Source organism: Bartonella sp. AS69XJJH (assembly GCF_042195585.1).
GTDB lineage: Bacteria > Pseudomonadota > Alphaproteobacteria > Rhizobiales > Rhizobiaceae > Bartonella.
In genome coordinates, this window is record NZ_JBHIOO010000003.1 from 16,635 (window position 1) to 33,406 (window position 16,772).

General features: G+C 34.7%; 12 protein-coding genes, 1 tRNA gene and 1 pseudogene. 4 read left to right on the plus strand and 10 right to left on the minus strand.

Going from position 1 to position 16,772, the window contains the following annotated elements:
• Positions 1 to 107 precede the first annotated feature (107 nt).
• Positions 108 to 311 carry a SlyX family protein gene (locus ACFIK6_RS02095; RefSeq protein ID WP_375641571.1) on the minus strand — a complete coding sequence of 68 codons (204 nt, stop codon included), beginning with the start codon at positions 309 to 311 and terminating at the stop codon, positions 108 to 110.
• A gap of 450 nt (positions 312 to 761) precedes the next feature.
• On the opposite strand from ACFIK6_RS02095, the gene ACFIK6_RS02100 reads away from it, so the two are divergent.
• Positions 762 to 837, plus strand: a tRNA-Thr gene (locus ACFIK6_RS02100).
• A gap of 527 nt (positions 838 to 1,364) precedes the next feature.
• On the opposite strand, the gene ACFIK6_RS02105 is transcribed toward ACFIK6_RS02100, so the two are convergent.
• Positions 1,365 to 1,685 (minus strand): hypothetical protein, encoded by a 321-nt coding sequence (locus ACFIK6_RS02105; RefSeq protein WP_375641572.1) that lies wholly within the window; start codon positions 1,683 to 1,685, stop codon positions 1,365 to 1,367.
• A 508-nt stretch (positions 1,686 to 2,193) separates the two neighbouring features.
• Between ACFIK6_RS02105 and ACFIK6_RS02110 the strand changes: the two genes are divergently transcribed.
• Complete coding sequence (locus ACFIK6_RS02110; RefSeq protein ID WP_375641573.1) at positions 2,194 to 2,319, plus strand: hypothetical protein; 126 nt, start codon at positions 2,194 to 2,196, stop codon at positions 2,317 to 2,319.
• Between the two features lie 1,042 nt (positions 2,320 to 3,361).
• Here the strand turns inward: ACFIK6_RS02110 and lldD are convergent.
• The gene (lldD, locus tag ACFIK6_RS02115) at positions 3,362 to 4,513 is read right to left on the minus strand and encodes an FMN-dependent L-lactate dehydrogenase LldD (RefSeq protein WP_375641574.1); all 1,152 of its coding nucleotides are present in this window, start codon (positions 4,511 to 4,513) and stop codon (positions 3,362 to 3,364) included.
• A gap of 1,154 nt (positions 4,514 to 5,667) precedes the next feature.
• Positions 5,668 to 6,756, minus strand: a complete 1,089-nt coding sequence (locus tag ACFIK6_RS02120) for a 2'-deoxycytidine 5'-triphosphate deaminase (protein ID WP_375656669.1) — start codon at positions 6,754 to 6,756, stop codon at positions 5,668 to 5,670.
• Between the two features lie 275 nt (positions 6,757 to 7,031).
• Between ACFIK6_RS02120 and mutL the strand changes: the two genes are divergently transcribed.
• Positions 7,032 to 8,885: a DNA mismatch repair endonuclease MutL gene (mutL, locus tag ACFIK6_RS02125; RefSeq protein WP_375641576.1), complete on the plus strand. Its 1,854-nt coding sequence runs from the start codon at positions 7,032 to 7,034 to the stop codon at positions 8,883 to 8,885.
• A gap of 108 nt (positions 8,886 to 8,993) precedes the next feature.
• Complete coding sequence (locus ACFIK6_RS02130; RefSeq protein ID WP_273787833.1) at positions 8,994 to 9,230, plus strand: DUF2093 domain-containing protein; 237 nt, start codon at positions 8,994 to 8,996, stop codon at positions 9,228 to 9,230.
• A 19-nt stretch (positions 9,231 to 9,249) separates the two neighbouring features.
• Here the strand turns inward: ACFIK6_RS02130 and lpxK are convergent, their stop codons facing one another.
• The 6 genes and pseudogenes from lpxK to ACFIK6_RS02160 form a co-directional block, all read right to left on the minus strand.
• A complete protein-coding gene (lpxK, locus tag ACFIK6_RS02135) occupies positions 9,250 to 10,290 on the minus strand; it encodes a tetraacyldisaccharide 4'-kinase (RefSeq protein ID WP_375641577.1) in 1,041 nt (346 codons plus the stop codon).
• The gene (gene waaA / locus ACFIK6_RS02140; protein WP_375641578.1) at positions 10,280 to 11,602 is read right to left on the minus strand and encodes a lipid IV(A) 3-deoxy-D-manno-octulosonic acid transferase; all 1,323 of its coding nucleotides are present in this window, start codon (positions 11,600 to 11,602) and stop codon (positions 10,280 to 10,282) included. The genes lpxK and waaA overlap by 11 nt, the downstream gene beginning before the upstream one ends.
• Positions 11,603 to 12,506: 904 nt before the next feature.
• Positions 12,507 to 12,781 (minus strand): annotated as a pseudogene (locus tag ACFIK6_RS02145) (type ISP restriction/modification enzyme); the annotation flags it as partial.
• A 261-nt stretch (positions 12,782 to 13,042) separates the two neighbouring features.
• The gene (locus tag ACFIK6_RS02150) at positions 13,043 to 13,288 is read right to left on the minus strand and encodes a DUF4170 domain-containing protein (RefSeq protein WP_375641579.1); all 246 of its coding nucleotides are present in this window, start codon (positions 13,286 to 13,288) and stop codon (positions 13,043 to 13,045) included.
• Between the two features lie 46 nt (positions 13,289 to 13,334).
• On the minus strand, positions 13,335 to 14,138 hold the full coding sequence (locus ACFIK6_RS02155) for a 3'(2'),5'-bisphosphate nucleotidase CysQ (protein WP_375641580.1): 804 nt from the start codon (positions 14,136 to 14,138) through the stop codon (positions 13,335 to 13,337).
• Positions 14,125 to 15,456 carry a TldD/PmbA family protein gene (locus ACFIK6_RS02160; protein WP_375641581.1) on the minus strand — a complete coding sequence of 444 codons (1,332 nt, stop codon included), beginning with the start codon at positions 15,454 to 15,456 and terminating at the stop codon, positions 14,125 to 14,127. The genes ACFIK6_RS02155 and ACFIK6_RS02160 overlap by 14 nt, the downstream gene beginning before the upstream one ends.
• Between the last annotated feature and the right edge of the window lie 1,316 nt (positions 15,457 to 16,772).

The following is a 16,772-nucleotide window of genomic DNA, read 5'->3' on the forward strand; positions in this document are numbered from 1 at the left end:
TGTGATAAAAAATATTTTGCACCTTCCTCCCATTGTGATATCCACCCTATTACATCTAAAAAAAACAAGAGACTATTACTAGAAAAAATTTTTAAGCACCTTTTTCCTTATTGAGAAGATGTTAAGATAACAGCTTCAGTAACACTCTGTTCTTTAAAGTCTGAAAATCTTCTCGCTAAAATATCAACTTTTTTAGATATCTCATCCAAACTTTTCCATTGATTAGTTACCTCTTGAGAAAGTTCCTCAATGAATTTTTCTTGGTAAGCTAGCTTCATTTCTAGTTCTATCAGCCGATCTTTATCCGACATGATTCTTACTCCATCTTAAATAAAAAACGTGATTAATTTTATTAACCCTCCCCCTTTTCTTCCCATAAAAATGAGAAGTAACTTTTCAAATAATTCTACTCATCTTATTTTCACATTATAAAGGATTTATGATGATCTTTATTTTCCCAATCGCTTATGCAATAAATTTCTTTCTTAAGAATCAGAAAATGTTTTTATCTTTACTAAGTTATCTTGACACCATTTTTCATCCTAAGATCTACATTCCCAGCTTCTTAATTTAAGTGTTACCGTAAATTAGAAAGCATTTTATAGCATTAAGGTCAAAGAATACTTTTCCTGACTTTTACATACTCCTCCTTCAAATTATTATCATATTTATAAATTATTGGAAAAATGCATTCTTGCTTTTATACGTACTTTTAGCTATTACCCTCAAATTAGTTTTGTCTCATTGACTTACAAACCTATGCCGCATTAGCTCAGTTGGTAGAGCACATCATTCGTAATGATGGGGTCGCTGGTTCGAATCCGGCATGCGGCACCATTTTGTATCTTGCGCATACTGGAACATATAGATTTTTTCTTTAATACTTACTTTTTTGTTGAATCATAAAAATATGTCCCAATCTTACCTCTATGCATTTTTATATGCTTTGCTTCTTGTTGCTAAAGCCTAAACTGCCTGCATATCCCACTGTTTTTATATTTAATATATATTTTTAGATTTATTCGTAACTTGTTAGAAAAGTTTCTATATTTTGATAGAAATATCTTCTATCAGTTCACTTTTTTCAACAGATTCTGAAAAGATTCTCAAAAAGCCTGCAAAATTAAAGACTATTTAATACGTATTGTTTCTTTTTTAGAAATCAAAATTAGTGATGCCCCATTCCTTACCAGCAATTGTGTTATTTGCAGAGTAATCTGTATAAGATGGTGCAACCTCTTTTATGAAGTTAACTAAAGTTTTTTGAATTTCTAGCATATTGTTTAAAGACAAAAACTCCCTTTTATTTATGAAAGCAGCTTAGATATCGGCTGATAATCCTTCCGCTTATAAAAATCCTTTCTTTAATAACCTTCAAAACCACAATTAAAGTGGTGAAGATAAAACAAGATTTTTAGACGATCATAACGCACAATAAAATCGGACCAGTTTAAATGTTCAATGCTAACACCTGCTAAACAGAGAAAAATAAGTTTTAGCACGCCTTCAAATCGGAAGGGCTTAAGCCCCCGCGCGCTACGATGAGTTTCAACTCTCATCGTACGATTTACCTTCTCTCTAAAACTTAATCGTTGTAAATATAAAAATCTTGAAGCTCGTTCTAAATCCGTGAGAGTTTCTGGATCTTGCTGTATTAAACGTTGAAACTCCTCACGGCTGCTCATCTGAACTGCTAATATTTTTCATAAAAGGACGATAGTGGCGTTGTAATGTCCCTAAAAAGTTTACGACATCACCTGAAAGATTATTGCTAATTTCAGGGGATAGAATCAATTTCAGCTCAAAGAAAATCACACCTATGCCAACAAAGGGGGGCGTTCTATATGCTATGAAAAATGTTCTCAATAATTTTGATAATTTTTTCGGTCAAATTTCTTTTGTCACCAATATCAGCAGCAACTGTGTGGAATTAACAGGATTATAATTTTTTATCCTAAAATGTATCCATCATTTTTTTACATTCTTTCATCTATCTTAGCCTTCTTTTCACAGCTTCAAGTGATAAAAAGTAACTGCAATGTTAAGTTATCTTGTATCGAACAAATTGTTCGCAAACTATCCCTATTGACTAGATGATAATCTATCCTCTATTTAAAGAGAGAAAAACTTTTCTTTTTTATTCAGTATTAAAGTAAATATTATCCAATTACTTATGAGTAGTAATTTGATCAAATGGAAACTGTAACTCTTTCTACTCTGAGTAATCTTGTACCCGTTTATATAGGTTTAGGAAAGCGCGCTGTTATGAATATTCATAAAAATGCTTCAAAAATTGATATCAGCAAAACTTCTGTTTAAAAAAGGAAAAAATGTTCCCTTACTTGCTACTGAATAAACTGTTCAGATTTGTCTTGATGTTGCTGAAGAGCTTCAAAAAATATGAAGTTATCCCAACGCTTACAAGTGTGCCAACAATTCAACTTTGAGATAATATATCTGTGCTAGAGTTATGCCAATCTCACTAATCTGTTGTTGTCTGTAAAGAGAATAATATCAGTGGAGAAGCTTAGACATGAAATCAATCGAGAAAGCATAAATAGTGTTAGTAATGACATACTATACAAAAAATATTCAACTGCTTCCTAATATGCTCGCCAGTTCAAAAACATCATAACTCATTGAGGATGCAAGAAAATAAGAAATAACCGCACATTAATTCACGCAGACTTGCTCTCAGTAAACGAGATTTTTTAAAGATCGTATGGGTGTTTTTTTTCATTGCTTTAAAATATACTCCATAAAAACAATATCATATCCATATAATATATTATCCAATAAACTTAATATAAATAATATACGGATTATAGAAATATTATTTATTAGATCCATTTTTTATTATAATTATAGCTTACAATAAATACATATTGACATTTTTAATAATTTTATTTATATAATAATTAATATTATTCTATATTAAAATAAAACTAAATGAAGTTTACGTTTTATGTTAATGTGGAAAATAAGTAATTAACATATTATATTTTAATGTTTTTATATATATGAGGGAAAAATGCTCACAGCATTATTTATATCTATTTTTTCTATATCAACAGTTGTTTTACCTTTAATATCAGCGCTTGTTCCTTTTTATCCATAGAATGAGCTTTTAATAAATTAAGTAAAAGATGTATGCAATGTTATTAGTGTTTTTTTTGTGTTTATTATTATTAAGATTTTTGCGTTAATATTATTGTAGTTACTGAGTATTTTCTGTGATTTTATAGAGGAGCGTTTTGATCTTTTCTATTTAACTTTAACTGTCAATATATTTGTAAAGTATATAATTATGCTCCTCTATAAAAAGACTTTCTTTTTCTGAAAGCAGTATAACATATTGCTTTCATTGCTTAAAAATATCTATATTTACTAAACTCTTGCGTGTAATATCTTTGATTATCTGAGTACCGGTCAGTGTCATAGCTACCCGCATTTCATTGGCAAAAAGATCAAGGAGATGCATAACACCTTTCTTACCTGCTGCTGCAAGCGCATAAACAAAAGCACGACCAATCATAACAGCATCAGCACCTTGTGCAATCATGCGTACAACATCAAGACCAGAACGAACACCTGAGTCCGCTAAAATAGTCAAATGATCCTTTACAGCATCTGCAATTGCAGGCAACGCCCGTGTTGTTGATAATACACCATCAAGCTGACGACCGCCGTGATTAGAAACAACAATACCATCCGCACCAAACTTTACTGCTTCTCGCGCATCTTCTGGATCAAGAATACCTTTCAAAATCATTTTTCCTTTCCAAAAATCGCGAATCCATTGTAGATCATGCCAACCAATTGATGGATCAAAATTTGCACCAAGCCAACCAACGTAATCATCCAATGCAATTTTCTTTTTGAGATAAGTGGAGACATTTCCAAGATCATGAGGGCGCCCCATAACACCAACGTTCCAAGCCCAATATGGATGAGTCAAAGCTTGTAAAAAACGACGTAAGCCAGCATAAGGACCAGACATCCCCGAATGCGCATCACGATAACGTGCACCAGGAACCGGCATATCAACTGTAAAAACCAATGTGCGTACACCAGCTAACCAAGCCCGTTCTAGTGCATCACGCATGAAACCGCGATCTTTGAGAACATAAAGTTGAAACCAAAATGCACCTCCAACCGCCTCTTGCACTTCCGCAATGGGACAAACTGAAACAGAAGATAAAGTAAAAGGAATCCCTTTTGCTACTGCGGCACGCGCTGCTTTTACCTCTCCACGACGTGTATACATGCCCGTTAGCCCAACAGGAGCAAGTACAATTGGTAAATTAAGTCTCTGATCAAAAAGCTTTATTGAAAGATCAACTTCACCAACTTGCCTTAGAATTCTCTGACGCAGTGCAAGTGCTTGAAGATCTGTACAATTACGTCGCATCGTTTCTTCAGCATAAGCCCCACCATCAATATAATGAAAAAGAAAGGGAGGAAGACGACGCTTTGCTGCCTTACGATAATCAAGTGTTGAAGAAATAATCATTGATGGCACCATTGTTCCTAAATGAAAAGAGAAGACATCCTAAAACACATAAAAGCGAATCCGTGTCCCTACCTATTCGATATTCTCCCAAAACACTCTATTGAATAGATAGAAGCAACAGAGACTGCAACTTTCTAAAAAAACTAATTGATAAAAACAACGTCTTTATTTCTCTTATCCAAATTTTAAATCTCATAGTATGAAATATCATTAATAACGTATCTACTCATATATTATTCATGTGCAATTGAAATGTTATACTTTCTTTAAACGAATACCTCTTCGAAAGCGATTGCTCCGCAGATTAATTAGTTATAATTTAAAGTCGTTTCTTCCTCCAAAGGTCCTTACATTATCGGTTATAAGAATATAGGGTGTCATTAAGTATAAACCATAATCTCCCCCAAAAGATGAAAAAATCCTTTATTAATACTGGAAATAAAGCTGTCGCATACATCCAGAAATCTTCTTATATCAATATTCAAAACTGAGACCTGTTACTTATTCATGAAAATTTATAAAAATATACAGTGCCTAATTCAGATAAAGTATAAAATTTTTTTAATGTCCATACTAATAGAAGATTTCCATATTGAATTGAATAATTTTCTAGCAATATTATATATTGAGACTATAAATGAGTTACTAAAAGTAAAACAATGTTTATTAAAAAAATTGTTACTAAACTGTAGTGCGAAAGTTATTTATTGGCTCTTAAGGATAAGTTTTATACGAAATAAAATATACTGATCATTTAAGCTCTAGAAAAATGGAGTCAAGTGCAGCATCCAGTCTCGCATATTTATTTTGAAAAGTGAATACGCTACTGTTATATTGAATTTTAGTAACTTATTGATTTATTATAATAATAAATATGAATAACATATTGAATATAGTAAAATTCTTTCATTTTAGATTTTTCATGATGAAATACTCAAAGCTATTCTTTTGTGCATCATAAACGGAGTTCGTATAGATACAACCTCTTGAAAAAAGAAGTACAAATGCCTCTCATATCCTCTAAAATGTAAGGGATGCGATAACTTTTGAAACTAAAAATAGAAGGAATGGCGCCGGTTTTGCGAAGCACATAATTTTCTTTTATCCAAAATACGCTTTCTGCATACATGTTATCAAAACTCCTAGTTTCCAACTCATTTAAAATGCTTGGACAACTTTAAACCCTGTGCTTGATAATGTGAGCCAACATCATGTCCATAAAGGGTTGATGGTCGATTCAGCATATGCTCATAGACCAAACGGCCAATCATTTGACCATGCTCTAAGATAAAAGGAACTTCATGACTCCGCACTTCTAAAACCGCTCTTGCTCCTTTTCCACCCGCCTCCTTATGCCCAAATCCTGGATCAAAAAAGCCTGCATAATGCACCCTAAACTCACCAACTAAAGGATCAAAGGGTGTCATTTCTGCGGCATAAAGCGGAGGCACATGAACAGACTCTCGTGAAACTAAAATGTAAAATTCGTCAGGATCAAGAACTAACTCCCTTTGACCACGATCAAAAAGAGGTTCCCAAAAATCTAAAACGTGGGCAACAGCACGTTTATCAATATCAATAACACTTGTATGATGTTTACCACGATAACCTATAAGCCCGTTTTCATCTCCCTTTAAATTAATGGAAAGACCAATACCACCAGCGCTAATATTAGGAAGATCCTCCGATATCAGTGTTTCTTGCCTTTGCAAAGTGTGCAACTCTATTTCATTTAAATAGCTTTGCCCTTTTCTAAACCGAAGCTGTGATAAATGTGAGCCTGTATGCACCAAAATTGGAAATGTGCGTGGACTAATTTCCAAATAAAGTGGACCATGATAACCAGCACAAATTTTATCAAACTCCTGAGCATTATCCGTAATGACGCGTGTAAAAATATCTAATCGGCCTGTAGAACTTTTGGGATTGGCAACAGCAGATAAAAATTCTGGTAAAGCTAAACTTTCCAAAAGAGAAACAATATAAACACACCCCGTTTCCAAAACGGCTCCGTCTCGTAAATCAAACTCATGCAACTTTAACCGTTCAAGCTTATCCAAAACTTTTGTATCAGGGCCTGGCATAAAAGAAGCACGTATACGATAAGCTTTCTCCCCTAAACGAAGATCAAGACTTGCTGGTTGTATTTGAGATCTATCAAATGGATACTGAGCCTTGAGAACGTTATTCTCAATCAAAGCTTGTATATCACTATCTGCTAAAATACCGCTTATACGCGCCATATATATTGCCTTCCCTTTTTACATTGTTTCTTTTTTGACCTAGATGATAAATTGGTGCAAGCTATTTTAAGGTGATAAAAACTATTTTTTCTGTTTTTTCCAACTAAGTTGTTATCATAAAATAAAATACTTCGAATGATGAAGAGCTCTTTAAAAATAAAATAGGAGGTATTGTAAAAATAATACCTTCCATGCTCTCTTATTCTTGAATGTCGCACAAATGATGTTATCATAATTATTCTATAGAACCCTTAAGATTCCTATTAGAATTTATTATGATTATACGCCATCTTAGCGAAAATATTATTAACCAAATCGCCGCTGGTGAAGTTATTGAACGACCAGCAAATGTTGTCAAAGAACTTGTTGAAAACGCTATTGATGCTGGTGCAACACGCATCGAAATTATTACAGCAAATGGTGGAAAAAATTTTATAAAGGTGAGTGATAATGGTCATGGAATTCCTGCAGATCAATTAACTTTAGCAGTTTCTCGCCATTGTACCTCAAAGATTACCGATGACGTACACAATATTTGCTTCCTTGGGTTTAGAGGAGAAGCCCTCCCCTCTATTGGTTCTGTTGCTAAACTTAAACTCATTTCACGAACAAAAGATGCTGAGAGCGCTGCTGAAATTTCCGTTACTGCAGGAAAAATTGTAGGACCAAAACCAGCTGCTGCAAATCTTGGAACAATTGTTGAAGTTCGTGATCTTTTCTTTGTCACGCCGGCACGATTAAAATTTATGAAAACTGATCGGGCTGAAACAAATGCTATTAGCGATATGATTAAGCGAATTGCTATCGCATTTCCACATATCCGCTTTTCTCTTTCGGGACTAGACAGAACATCTATGGAACTGTCTGCTACAGAAAATAATATTCAAGGACAATTACAACGTATTACGCAAATTATGGGAAAAGAATTCGCCCCTAATAGCATCGCACTGAATGCTGAACGCGAAGCAGTGCGCTTAACGGGTTTTGCCTGTTTGCCATCTTTCAACCGAAATAACAGCCTTCATCAATTTGCTTATGTTAATGGGCGTCCCGTGCGTGATAAGTTTCTATGGAGCGCTATTCGAGGTGCTTATGCTGATGTCATGACACGAGATCGTTATCCTGTCGCTATTCTTTTTATTGATCTCCCACCTGCTGAGGTAGATGTTAATGTACATCCAGCCAAAGCTGATGTACGATTCCGTGATCCAGGATTAATTCGTGGTCTGATCGTTGGAGCTATTCGTGAAGCATTGCAGCAATCTGGTATTCGTCCTTCTTCAACCCGTTCTGAAGCAACGCTAGCTGCATTTCAAATACAAAAACCATTGGCACAACAACCGTTAGGCAATTTTAAGAACACGTACCAATCCTCTTCTTATAGCCCACAGCCTCATCATTTTTCCGCCGCTTCAATGGTTCACAAACCATTGGATATTACCAGCTCTTTTGGTTTAAAAGAAGATGCTACTCCTATTATGGAGGGCTTAGATATACCAAGTGGAGATGCGTACATTCCAAACACTACATCTTCATCAGAAGAGTTATCTTATCCATTAGGAGCGGCCAGAGCACAAATCCATAAAAACTATATTATCGCCCAAACACAAGATAGTTTGATCATTGTCGATCAGCATGCAGCTCACGAACGATTGGTTTATGAAGCACTCAAAAATGCACTTTATTCCAAACCGCTTCCTTCACAGTTATTACTTATTCCTGAAATTGTAGAACTCTCTGAAGAGGATGCAACATGCCTTTTAACGCATAAAGATGCTTTGCAAAAATTTGGATTAGGAATAGAGCCATTTGGACCAGGAGCAATCGTTGTGCGTGAAACACCTTCCATGTTAGGAGAGATCAACGTCCAAGCCCTTATTAAAGATCTCGCAGATGAGGCCGCTGAGTATGATACAACAAACAATTTAAAAGCAATGCTTGATTATGTTGCCGCAACGATGGCTTGTCACGGTTCAATAAGGTCAGGGCGCCTTTTACACCCCGAAGAAATGAATACACTGTTACGACAAATGGAGGCAATACCCAATACAAGTACGTGTAATCATGGACGCCCTACTTATATTGAACTCAAATTGGCAGATATAGAACGGCTTTTTGGTAGAAAATAAAATCTTAAGCATTTTATCAAGAAAAATATTTTTAAATTAACTCTCGACTTTATAATATATCTTATGGCACTTTTCTTGAATCTCTTGTATCAGTAAAAAGGAATTATAATGTTTTCCGATAGTGAACGCGAAGCAAAAATTCATTATTCTAATAATGGATATGACATTATAGAGTATGGTACCTATACCATTTGTGCTGTTAGCGGACAAAAAATCCCTATAGATGATTTAAAATATTGGAATCATCACCGCCAAGAAGCATATGCTAGTTGTGAAATCTCCTATCAGCGCGAACTTGAGTGCAACCCATATCTCAAGCAATTGTTAAAAACAAAAGAAAAATAGACCCTTAAAAGCTATAAATTTAGCCTTTGCCTTTTAGACAAGAAAATTCAAGGGAACGTTTTCTGAAGCGGGTCATTACCTCCTCAAGGACCATACGACAGAAATCTTTTTGAACAAAAGCGACATTCACATCAAAGACAATAAGGTTTTTCAAATCTTTTTGAGTGTGAAGTGTCCGTATACGGATATAATCTTTAGCTGTTGTTGCTAGCCATAAATTGTGCATCTTAGCCTTTTGTATAAGGCTTTTTAAATTTTTATCTGTGAAAAAATAGTGGTCTGGATATGTGTAAGTTTGTACCACATGACCAGACAATTCTTTAATAGATTTAAAAAATTTATCTGGATTGCCAATACCGGCAAATGCCAAAAATGATTTTCCTGAAACCTCATCAGAGGCACTTGCCTTAAGATGAGCACGATATAAAGGCTTTCCAGTACGCGAAACAAGAAAAGCAATATTATCGGATGCATCGGAGTGACCAATCAATAAAACACTATCCATAAAAGAAAACTGCGTTTTTAATGGTACGCGCAAAGGTCCTGCTGGAAAGACAGCTCCATTACCAAAACCGCGCATCGCATCAACAACGAGTAACGCATAATCCATATAAAGACGGCGACTTTGAAATCCGTCATCCATTAAAATAAGATTACATCCCTCTTTTTTCAGCCGTTGCGCTGCTGCATAACGATTAGGTGATACAGCTACAAAAGCATGCCGTGCAAGTAAAAGTGCCTCATCTCCAACATTATGTGCAGTATCATATTTCTCATTTACAAGATGTACCCCTTTAACTGATCCACCATAACCACGTAATACAATACCAGGTACGAAACCAAGTTCTTTAGCCACTTTGGTAAAAGCAATAACAACCGGCGTTTTACCCGCTCCACCACATGTAAAATTTCCAATACACAAAACTGGCAGATCAATCACAGGAGGCTGTCTTGTCATAAAACGGCTTGAAAAATAACCATACCCCCATGAAACTGGAGCTAATACAAAACGCAAAAAGCTTTTATTTTTCCACCAAAAATGGGGGGCGCTAATATGCATATCTACCCTGACGCTGACGTAAACCTGTTTGTATTACAAGGGGTTGCAAAAATGGATCTAAAATCTTTAATGTGCGCTCAAGTGCACCTGCCATACCTGTCGCTACTTCATGAGCCTTATCAACCATTTCTTGTCGCAATGTTTCATTTGTTAAAAGCTTATACACCTGAATAGCAAGCTGTTTTGTATCTTGAACCATATATGCCGCATCATGCGTTAAAAATTGTTCAAACATCTCTTGAAAATTTGAAACATGAGGTCCTGTCAAAATAGCGGAACCAAGCAAAGCCAATTCCAATGGATTGTGTCCACCTTTTCCACATAACGATTTACCAACGAAAGAAACTTTCGATAAGCGAAGAAAAAGTCCCATTTCTCCAATTGTATCTCCCCACAAAATATCGGTATTCATGTTTGGAACAGCATCTCTACTCCTACGAATAAAACGCAACCCCTTATTGTCACATTTTTTGATAAGATCTTCTGAACGTTCAGGATGACGAGGCACAATAATTGTTAATAAATCTGGCAAATAATTTTTAACAATCTTATGGACCTCAAAAGCAATCTCCTCTTCTCCTTCATGTGTTGAAACAGCTGCCCAAACTGGGCGATTGCCGATAGCATTACGATAACGTGCAAGTAATGCTTGATTTTCAACCAGAAAAACATCCGCCTTGAGATTACCAGAAAACGTAACAGATTTTACGCCAAGTGTATGGTAATAAGCTACATCTCTTTCGTTTTGACCAATCGCCAAATCAATATCCTTAAAAATATGTTTGGCAAGAACGCGTCGTTTTTGCCAAGCTTTAAAAGAACGTTCAGACATATGGGCATTAACCAAAATCTGCGGAATACGCATTTTTGCAAGTTCTTTAATACGAAGAGGCCAGATTTCTGATTCACAAATCAGGACGAGATCAGGCTTCCAATGACTAATAAAACGACGCACTGCAAAATCTAAATCCAAAGGAGCATATTGATGAATCAACCTATTACCAAAATGTTTTTTCACAAGAGTAGAAGATGTCACAGTCCCAGTTGTCATTAACACATTGATTTTCAATGATAAAATATAATTTATAAGTGGAACAAGTGCAAGTGTTTCTCCAACACTTGCTGCATGCAACCAAACTAACGAACCTTGGGGGCGTACATGAGAACTTTTACCTAAACGCTCTTTTTTGCGACACCACTCTTCTTTTCCACGAATAGCACGAAAGAACAAATAAAAAGGAATAACAGGACATAAGCAAAAACCAATCATCCGATAGCTTAAAAGAGCCGTATGTGCCTTTAATTCTGCCATTTAAAATCACCTCATCCAGCTATTTTAAGATATCTATATGCTTATTTTGTTAAAAAATTCATCAACACTATTGGTTGCATCCATATTTTTTTAATATCATCCATATCTTGATATAAAAACGCTTCACCACTAAGAAAATTCAATACATAAAGGACAAAAAATGCAATTTATTGCCATATTTTTTTTAAAATTTTCCCATAGGAATAATATATACACATTATTTAAATCTCTTTTAATGAAATTTTGTCACTTATATCGATTTTATCACTTCATTCTGCACCCTATAAAAATCTTACTTTAAAAATAACAAAACTATTTTTCAGTCGATTATAATTTTGAAAATATAAATGATAAATATCATACAACCTATGACATAAATTGTATCAATTTTTTTAAGCTCACTGAACAAATACTTCTTATGATTTTAGTGAGACTTTGAATTATGTACGTTGATATTTTAGTGAAAAAACTTATTTTTACGTATATTAGGTATTGTCAATTTTTCAAAAAATAATCCATATAGACATTACAATCTATATAAATACAACATAAAATATGTTTAAAAGGAATTTCAATCTCTATGATTTCATTTCAATAAAATGAATATGTAAAACTAATCTTAAAAAAACTTTTGAACGGTATAGAGCTTTCATTTTAAATTGTGATATAATTTCTTAAAGGTAATCCAGAAAAACCTAATCTTGTTTAAGAGAGAATTGCTTAAAAGCCTTAAAGCAATTTAAATAAGAATTTTCAAAATTTTAAATCCTCTCTTTTGAGGAGATAGCATGATATATTATTCCTTTTAAGATTGTATATAATCAGCACAAAATAACTAATTTATAGATTGTAGCTTTAAACGAATACTCAAGAAACTCTTATGAGGTAAGTTGGCTTCATAAACCTATTCAGTTTCTCTAAGTTTTTAATTTTGGTAAGTTTCTAACGACTTTCATGGTTTCTAAGCTTACAGTAATACCCCATTGAAAAAATTCCAATGGATAAGTAGGGAGTGCTAATAATCTCAACAGAGTAGTCATTGGTATCATTAATAATGCTACTTTTTTATTAATCTTAACGCATTAGTGTCTCATACCCCATTCAAAGGCAAAGTGACTATTCACAATATAATCATAAATTTCGAGTAATCGCTGTCATGATAATATTGCTGTTGTAAATAGGTTGATAGAACTGTCTTGCATTTTTATTAAACGTAAAAATGGTGGTGCAACAATGGATTTTATACCTTGCACGGACACCATTATGAAATGTGCTTGGGTGCCTTGAGAAATGTTTCCTTAAGAAAACATATGAATTTTTAACAGCAAGCATATTGTTTTTTACGGCATTCTATTTTACCCGAAGAACGTACCTATGGAAAGAACGATTAAACAAAAGCGTGAAGCAATCTACAGGCTATAATGACCAAATATTCAAGCTTTACTCTGCATCGCCTAACTCAGCATCAAGAAACGAATGCAAGTCTACAATGTAATAACGTTGTAATGCATTATCTACACTGCTTTGTGCTTTTGCCTGCCATGCTTCTTTAGCCGATTGATAATCTGAGAAAATACCAACCACATCTAAATCATCAGGATTCTTAAATTGATTACTGTTAAGATTTTTTAATTCCCCACCAAATACAAGATGTAAATATTGTTTTTTTGCGTTGGCTTCAGTCATATGTGCCTCTATATTATTTAGATTATTTTAGCGTGCTTTTACGTGATTAAACTAACTTTGTTTGACGAACAACATCTATCATATCTTGACAGCAATTATTTTTACCAGCAATTAAAAGTCCGTATTGGTAAGGTTCAATTCCATAAGATAGTAAAGGGGCATCAAGCGATAAAAAACACCCTCCACACTCCTGCAAAATAAGATCAGCAGCGGCAATATCCCATTCATGACAATTCGGACGAACTAATACGATATCAATTTCATCTTGAGCAACAAGAACAATACGGTAAGCAAGAGAAGGAAGATAATGGTAAAGATTGACTCGATTGAGAAAATCATCTGGTAATTTTTCTGCGAGCGATTTATCAAGCGAAATTTTATATTTTCGATGAACCTGAAAGGCTAAACGAGGAAGTTTTATCCCATTTAATGTTGCCCCTCCACCCGTGACAGCTGTATAAACATCTCCTTGAGCCGGACATTGTAGAACGCCCACAATAGGACGCCCATTCTCAATAATGGCAACCGAAATACACCAATAAGGACTGCCAGAAAGAAAACCTCGTGTTCCATCAATAGGATCAACAACAAAAGAGCGTTCATAATCTTGTTGTTCTCGACTATCTTTTGTTTCTTCTGAAATCCATCCATAATTTGGACGTGCTCCAAGAAGCTTCTCTTTCAAAAAATGATCAACAGCAAAATCTGCTTCACTGACTGGAGAATTACCCTCTTTAATCCAAACATCCAACGTACACCCAAAATACCGCATTGCTAAATCTCCTGCCTCTCGACAAACGTCACGCAAAAGATTTAAATCAGAAGAATGATGCGTGTTATTTTCCTGCAAGTGTCATCCCTTCAATTAACAATGTTGGAGCTGCTGTACCATAACGCCGATCAATATCATTGGCAGGTGTTAAATGTGCTAACATATGAAGCAAATCAGAACCTAGCGTTACTTCACTCACCGGATAAGCAATTTCACCATTTTCAATCCAAAAACCGGAAGCCCCACGACTATACTGACCAGTAATAAAATCAATACCATGACCGAATAATTCGGTCACATAAAATCCATTTCGCAAATCTTTTATCATATCGCAAGGCGATACTAAACCCGGTTCAATAGCAAAATTTGTACTTGTCGGCTGCACTAATGATGCCGAACGCACACCGTGTCCATTTGTTTTAAGTCCCAATTCACGTGCTGTGGATGATGAAAGAAGCCAATTTTTTAAAATACCATTTTCAATAATATTGAGGGTTTTACCCTCTACCCCTTCTCCATCAAAAGGATGAGAAGCATTTCCACGTAATCGTAAAGGTTGATCGGTTACATTAACAGTAGGCTTCATCACTTCCTTGCCTAGGAAATTCTGTAAAAGACTCGTTTTACGAGCCACAGAGGCTCCATTGACCATAGATGCGATATGCCCTGCAATTCCCCGAGCCGTACGCGGATTAAAAATAACATCAACGCCCCCAGTTGCCGCACGAACTGCACCCAAACGTCGGACAGCACCAAAACCTGCATTCTTTCCAACAGTTTCTGCTGCCTCTAAATCAGAAAAATGTAAGGCTGTTGTATAATCATAATCCCGCTCCATCTGTGTTCCTTCACCTGCAAGAGCACTACAAGAACGTGAAAAACAACTGGAGCGATAGGCTCCACAAAAACCATCGCTGGTCACAAGAATAAACCCACTACGGCCATAAGCTGTTGCAGCGCCACCAGAATTGCTTACACCTTTAACATCAAGAGCTGCTGCCTCCGTTTTTAAAGCATCTTCTGTTAAAAAATGACTGCTTGGCACAAAATCATCAAAAAGATCAAGATCTTTAGGATTCTTAACCAAACATTCTTTATCTGCCAAACCTTCAAATAAACTATCGGGAGAAGCTTTAGCCATCGCAACAGCACGTTCCGCAAGTTCTTGCGGATAAGATCCTAAATTAGCAGAAACACTTGCTACTTTTTTTCCAACAAAAACCCTTAGAGTAAAATCATTGCTCTCTGCTGCTTCTGTCGATTCGACTTTCCCAAAACGAACTGATACGCTGGTAGAATGAGCATGAACAATAGCAGCATCAGCAGCATCTGCTCCAGAACGCCTTGCTGCTTCAACCAGCGAAACTGCTTTCTCAATCTGGTTTTTGTCAGTCATCATAGACTCCCTAAAATATTTTATTATTTACATTGATAAGCATTCTGACAAATTGATATAAATCAGAATATAACTCTTGTGTGTTTATTCATATGCACATTTCATGCATTCTCTTTCTTTTAATGCATTAAATCATTTCCCTTTTAGCTTCTTTATGAAAAGACGTAATATGCCGTATATGCCGTAAAATCTCTTTAGTTTCAAGATTTCTCATGGGCCCTCATCATTTTAGATAGCCCAATCTGTACTGACAATCAAATCAACCGAAAATTTGGCAATAAACAAAGGACCTAGCAATAACATTTGAATTTAAGCCAAAATCCTCAAAAATTCGAAAAGCATAAAATGACTTAAGTCACAAGCCTTATGTCCTCTGGATAGTCAAATAACTTCCTTCATTCCTATAGCACTCTTTAATTTCCAAGCAAGAATCAAGAAAATGCCTTATATTTGTATATACTTCTTTGCTTCTATAAACTCTCTCATAATAAAATGGCAATCTTGTAAACAAAAAAACATAAATGGAATAAAAAAATTTCCTTTCATTATGGCTTCAACAAAATGAGCAGTCATAAACTTCTTTACTCTCATAGAGGCAATATCATAAAGAACTCATTTTTTGTATTTATCAGAAATAAGTCATAATCATAACATTCTCTTTCGTTTCTAATGCGTCTAATCGAGAGCATCTCATTTTTTTATGTGTCATCCCTAATCGGTTATTTTGTTATTAAACAGGCATAATTTGACTGACTTTTTTTCCTGAAACAAAAATTCTAAGATACAGGATAGATTTTGATTTAAGAACTATACTCTTTCCTCTTTCCCTTCCATTAAAAAATAAAGAAGCGTAATATTGTCATAAAACGATAATCAATAAAACTTTTATATGAAACTCAACGTTGTATTTATCGTTCAATTCAATCTGTAATAAGCATATTCTTCCAATTAATTTTGACAAGTTTATCGCTCATCATTGTTTTAACAGATACAAAAATATTTGCAGAAACTAGGATATCTGTACGCATTTAAAAAAATCGCTTTTTTAAACATTTAAACCCAATATATACAATGATACGAAATTAATTTTACGGAAATTAAGAGTGTGCTTATTTATCCTCTAGAGCCTTTTAAAGCTATACTCTTTAGAAAGTCATCATCTTTTAATCAAAAAAACACTTTGATTTATAATCATAATTGATCGTTTTGTAATTTGCATAGAAGAATCAAATATCATTAAATTTTCTCCATTTTAAACTTATTAATGTTTAAGAAATCACAACTATTCGCTCTCACATCATGAATAGAAGTAATGT

Excerpts from the sequence above, each read along its gene's own strand:
- ACFIK6_RS02130 (WP_273787833.1), top strand. The coding sequence starts at position 8,994 with ATGTTTTCCGATAGTGAACGCGAAGCAAAAATTCATTATTCTAATAAT.
- ACFIK6_RS02150 (WP_375641579.1), bottom strand. The coding sequence starts at position 13,288 with ATGACTGAAGCCAACGCAAAAAAACAATATTTACATCTTGTATTTGGT.
- mutL (WP_375641576.1), top strand. The coding sequence starts at position 7,032 with ATGATTATACGCCATCTTAGCGAAAATATTATTAACCAAATCGCCGCT.
- ACFIK6_RS02105 (WP_375641572.1), bottom strand. The coding sequence starts at position 1,685 with ATGAGCAGCCGTGAGGAGTTTCAACGTTTAATACAGCAAGATCCAGAA.
- lldD (WP_375641574.1), bottom strand. The coding sequence starts at position 4,513 with ATGATTATTTCTTCAACACTTGATTATCGTAAGGCAGCAAAGCGTCGT.
- ACFIK6_RS02160 (WP_375641581.1), bottom strand. The coding sequence starts at position 15,456 with ATGACTGACAAAAACCAGATTGAGAAAGCAGTTTCGCTGGTTGAAGCA.
- ACFIK6_RS02095 (WP_375641571.1), bottom strand. The coding sequence starts at position 311 with ATGTCGGATAAAGATCGGCTGATAGAACTAGAAATGAAGCTAGCTTAC.
- lpxK (WP_375641577.1), bottom strand. The coding sequence starts at position 10,290 with ATGCATATTAGCGCCCCCCATTTTTGGTGGAAAAATAAAAGCTTTTTG.
- ACFIK6_RS02110 (WP_375641573.1), top strand. The coding sequence starts at position 2,194 with ATGGAAACTGTAACTCTTTCTACTCTGAGTAATCTTGTACCCGTTTAT.
- waaA (WP_375641578.1), bottom strand. The coding sequence starts at position 11,602 with ATGGCAGAATTAAAGGCACATACGGCTCTTTTAAGCTATCGGATGATT.
- ACFIK6_RS02120 (WP_375656669.1), bottom strand. The coding sequence starts at position 6,756 with ATGGCGCGTATAAGCGGTATTTTAGCAGATAGTGATATACAAGCTTTG.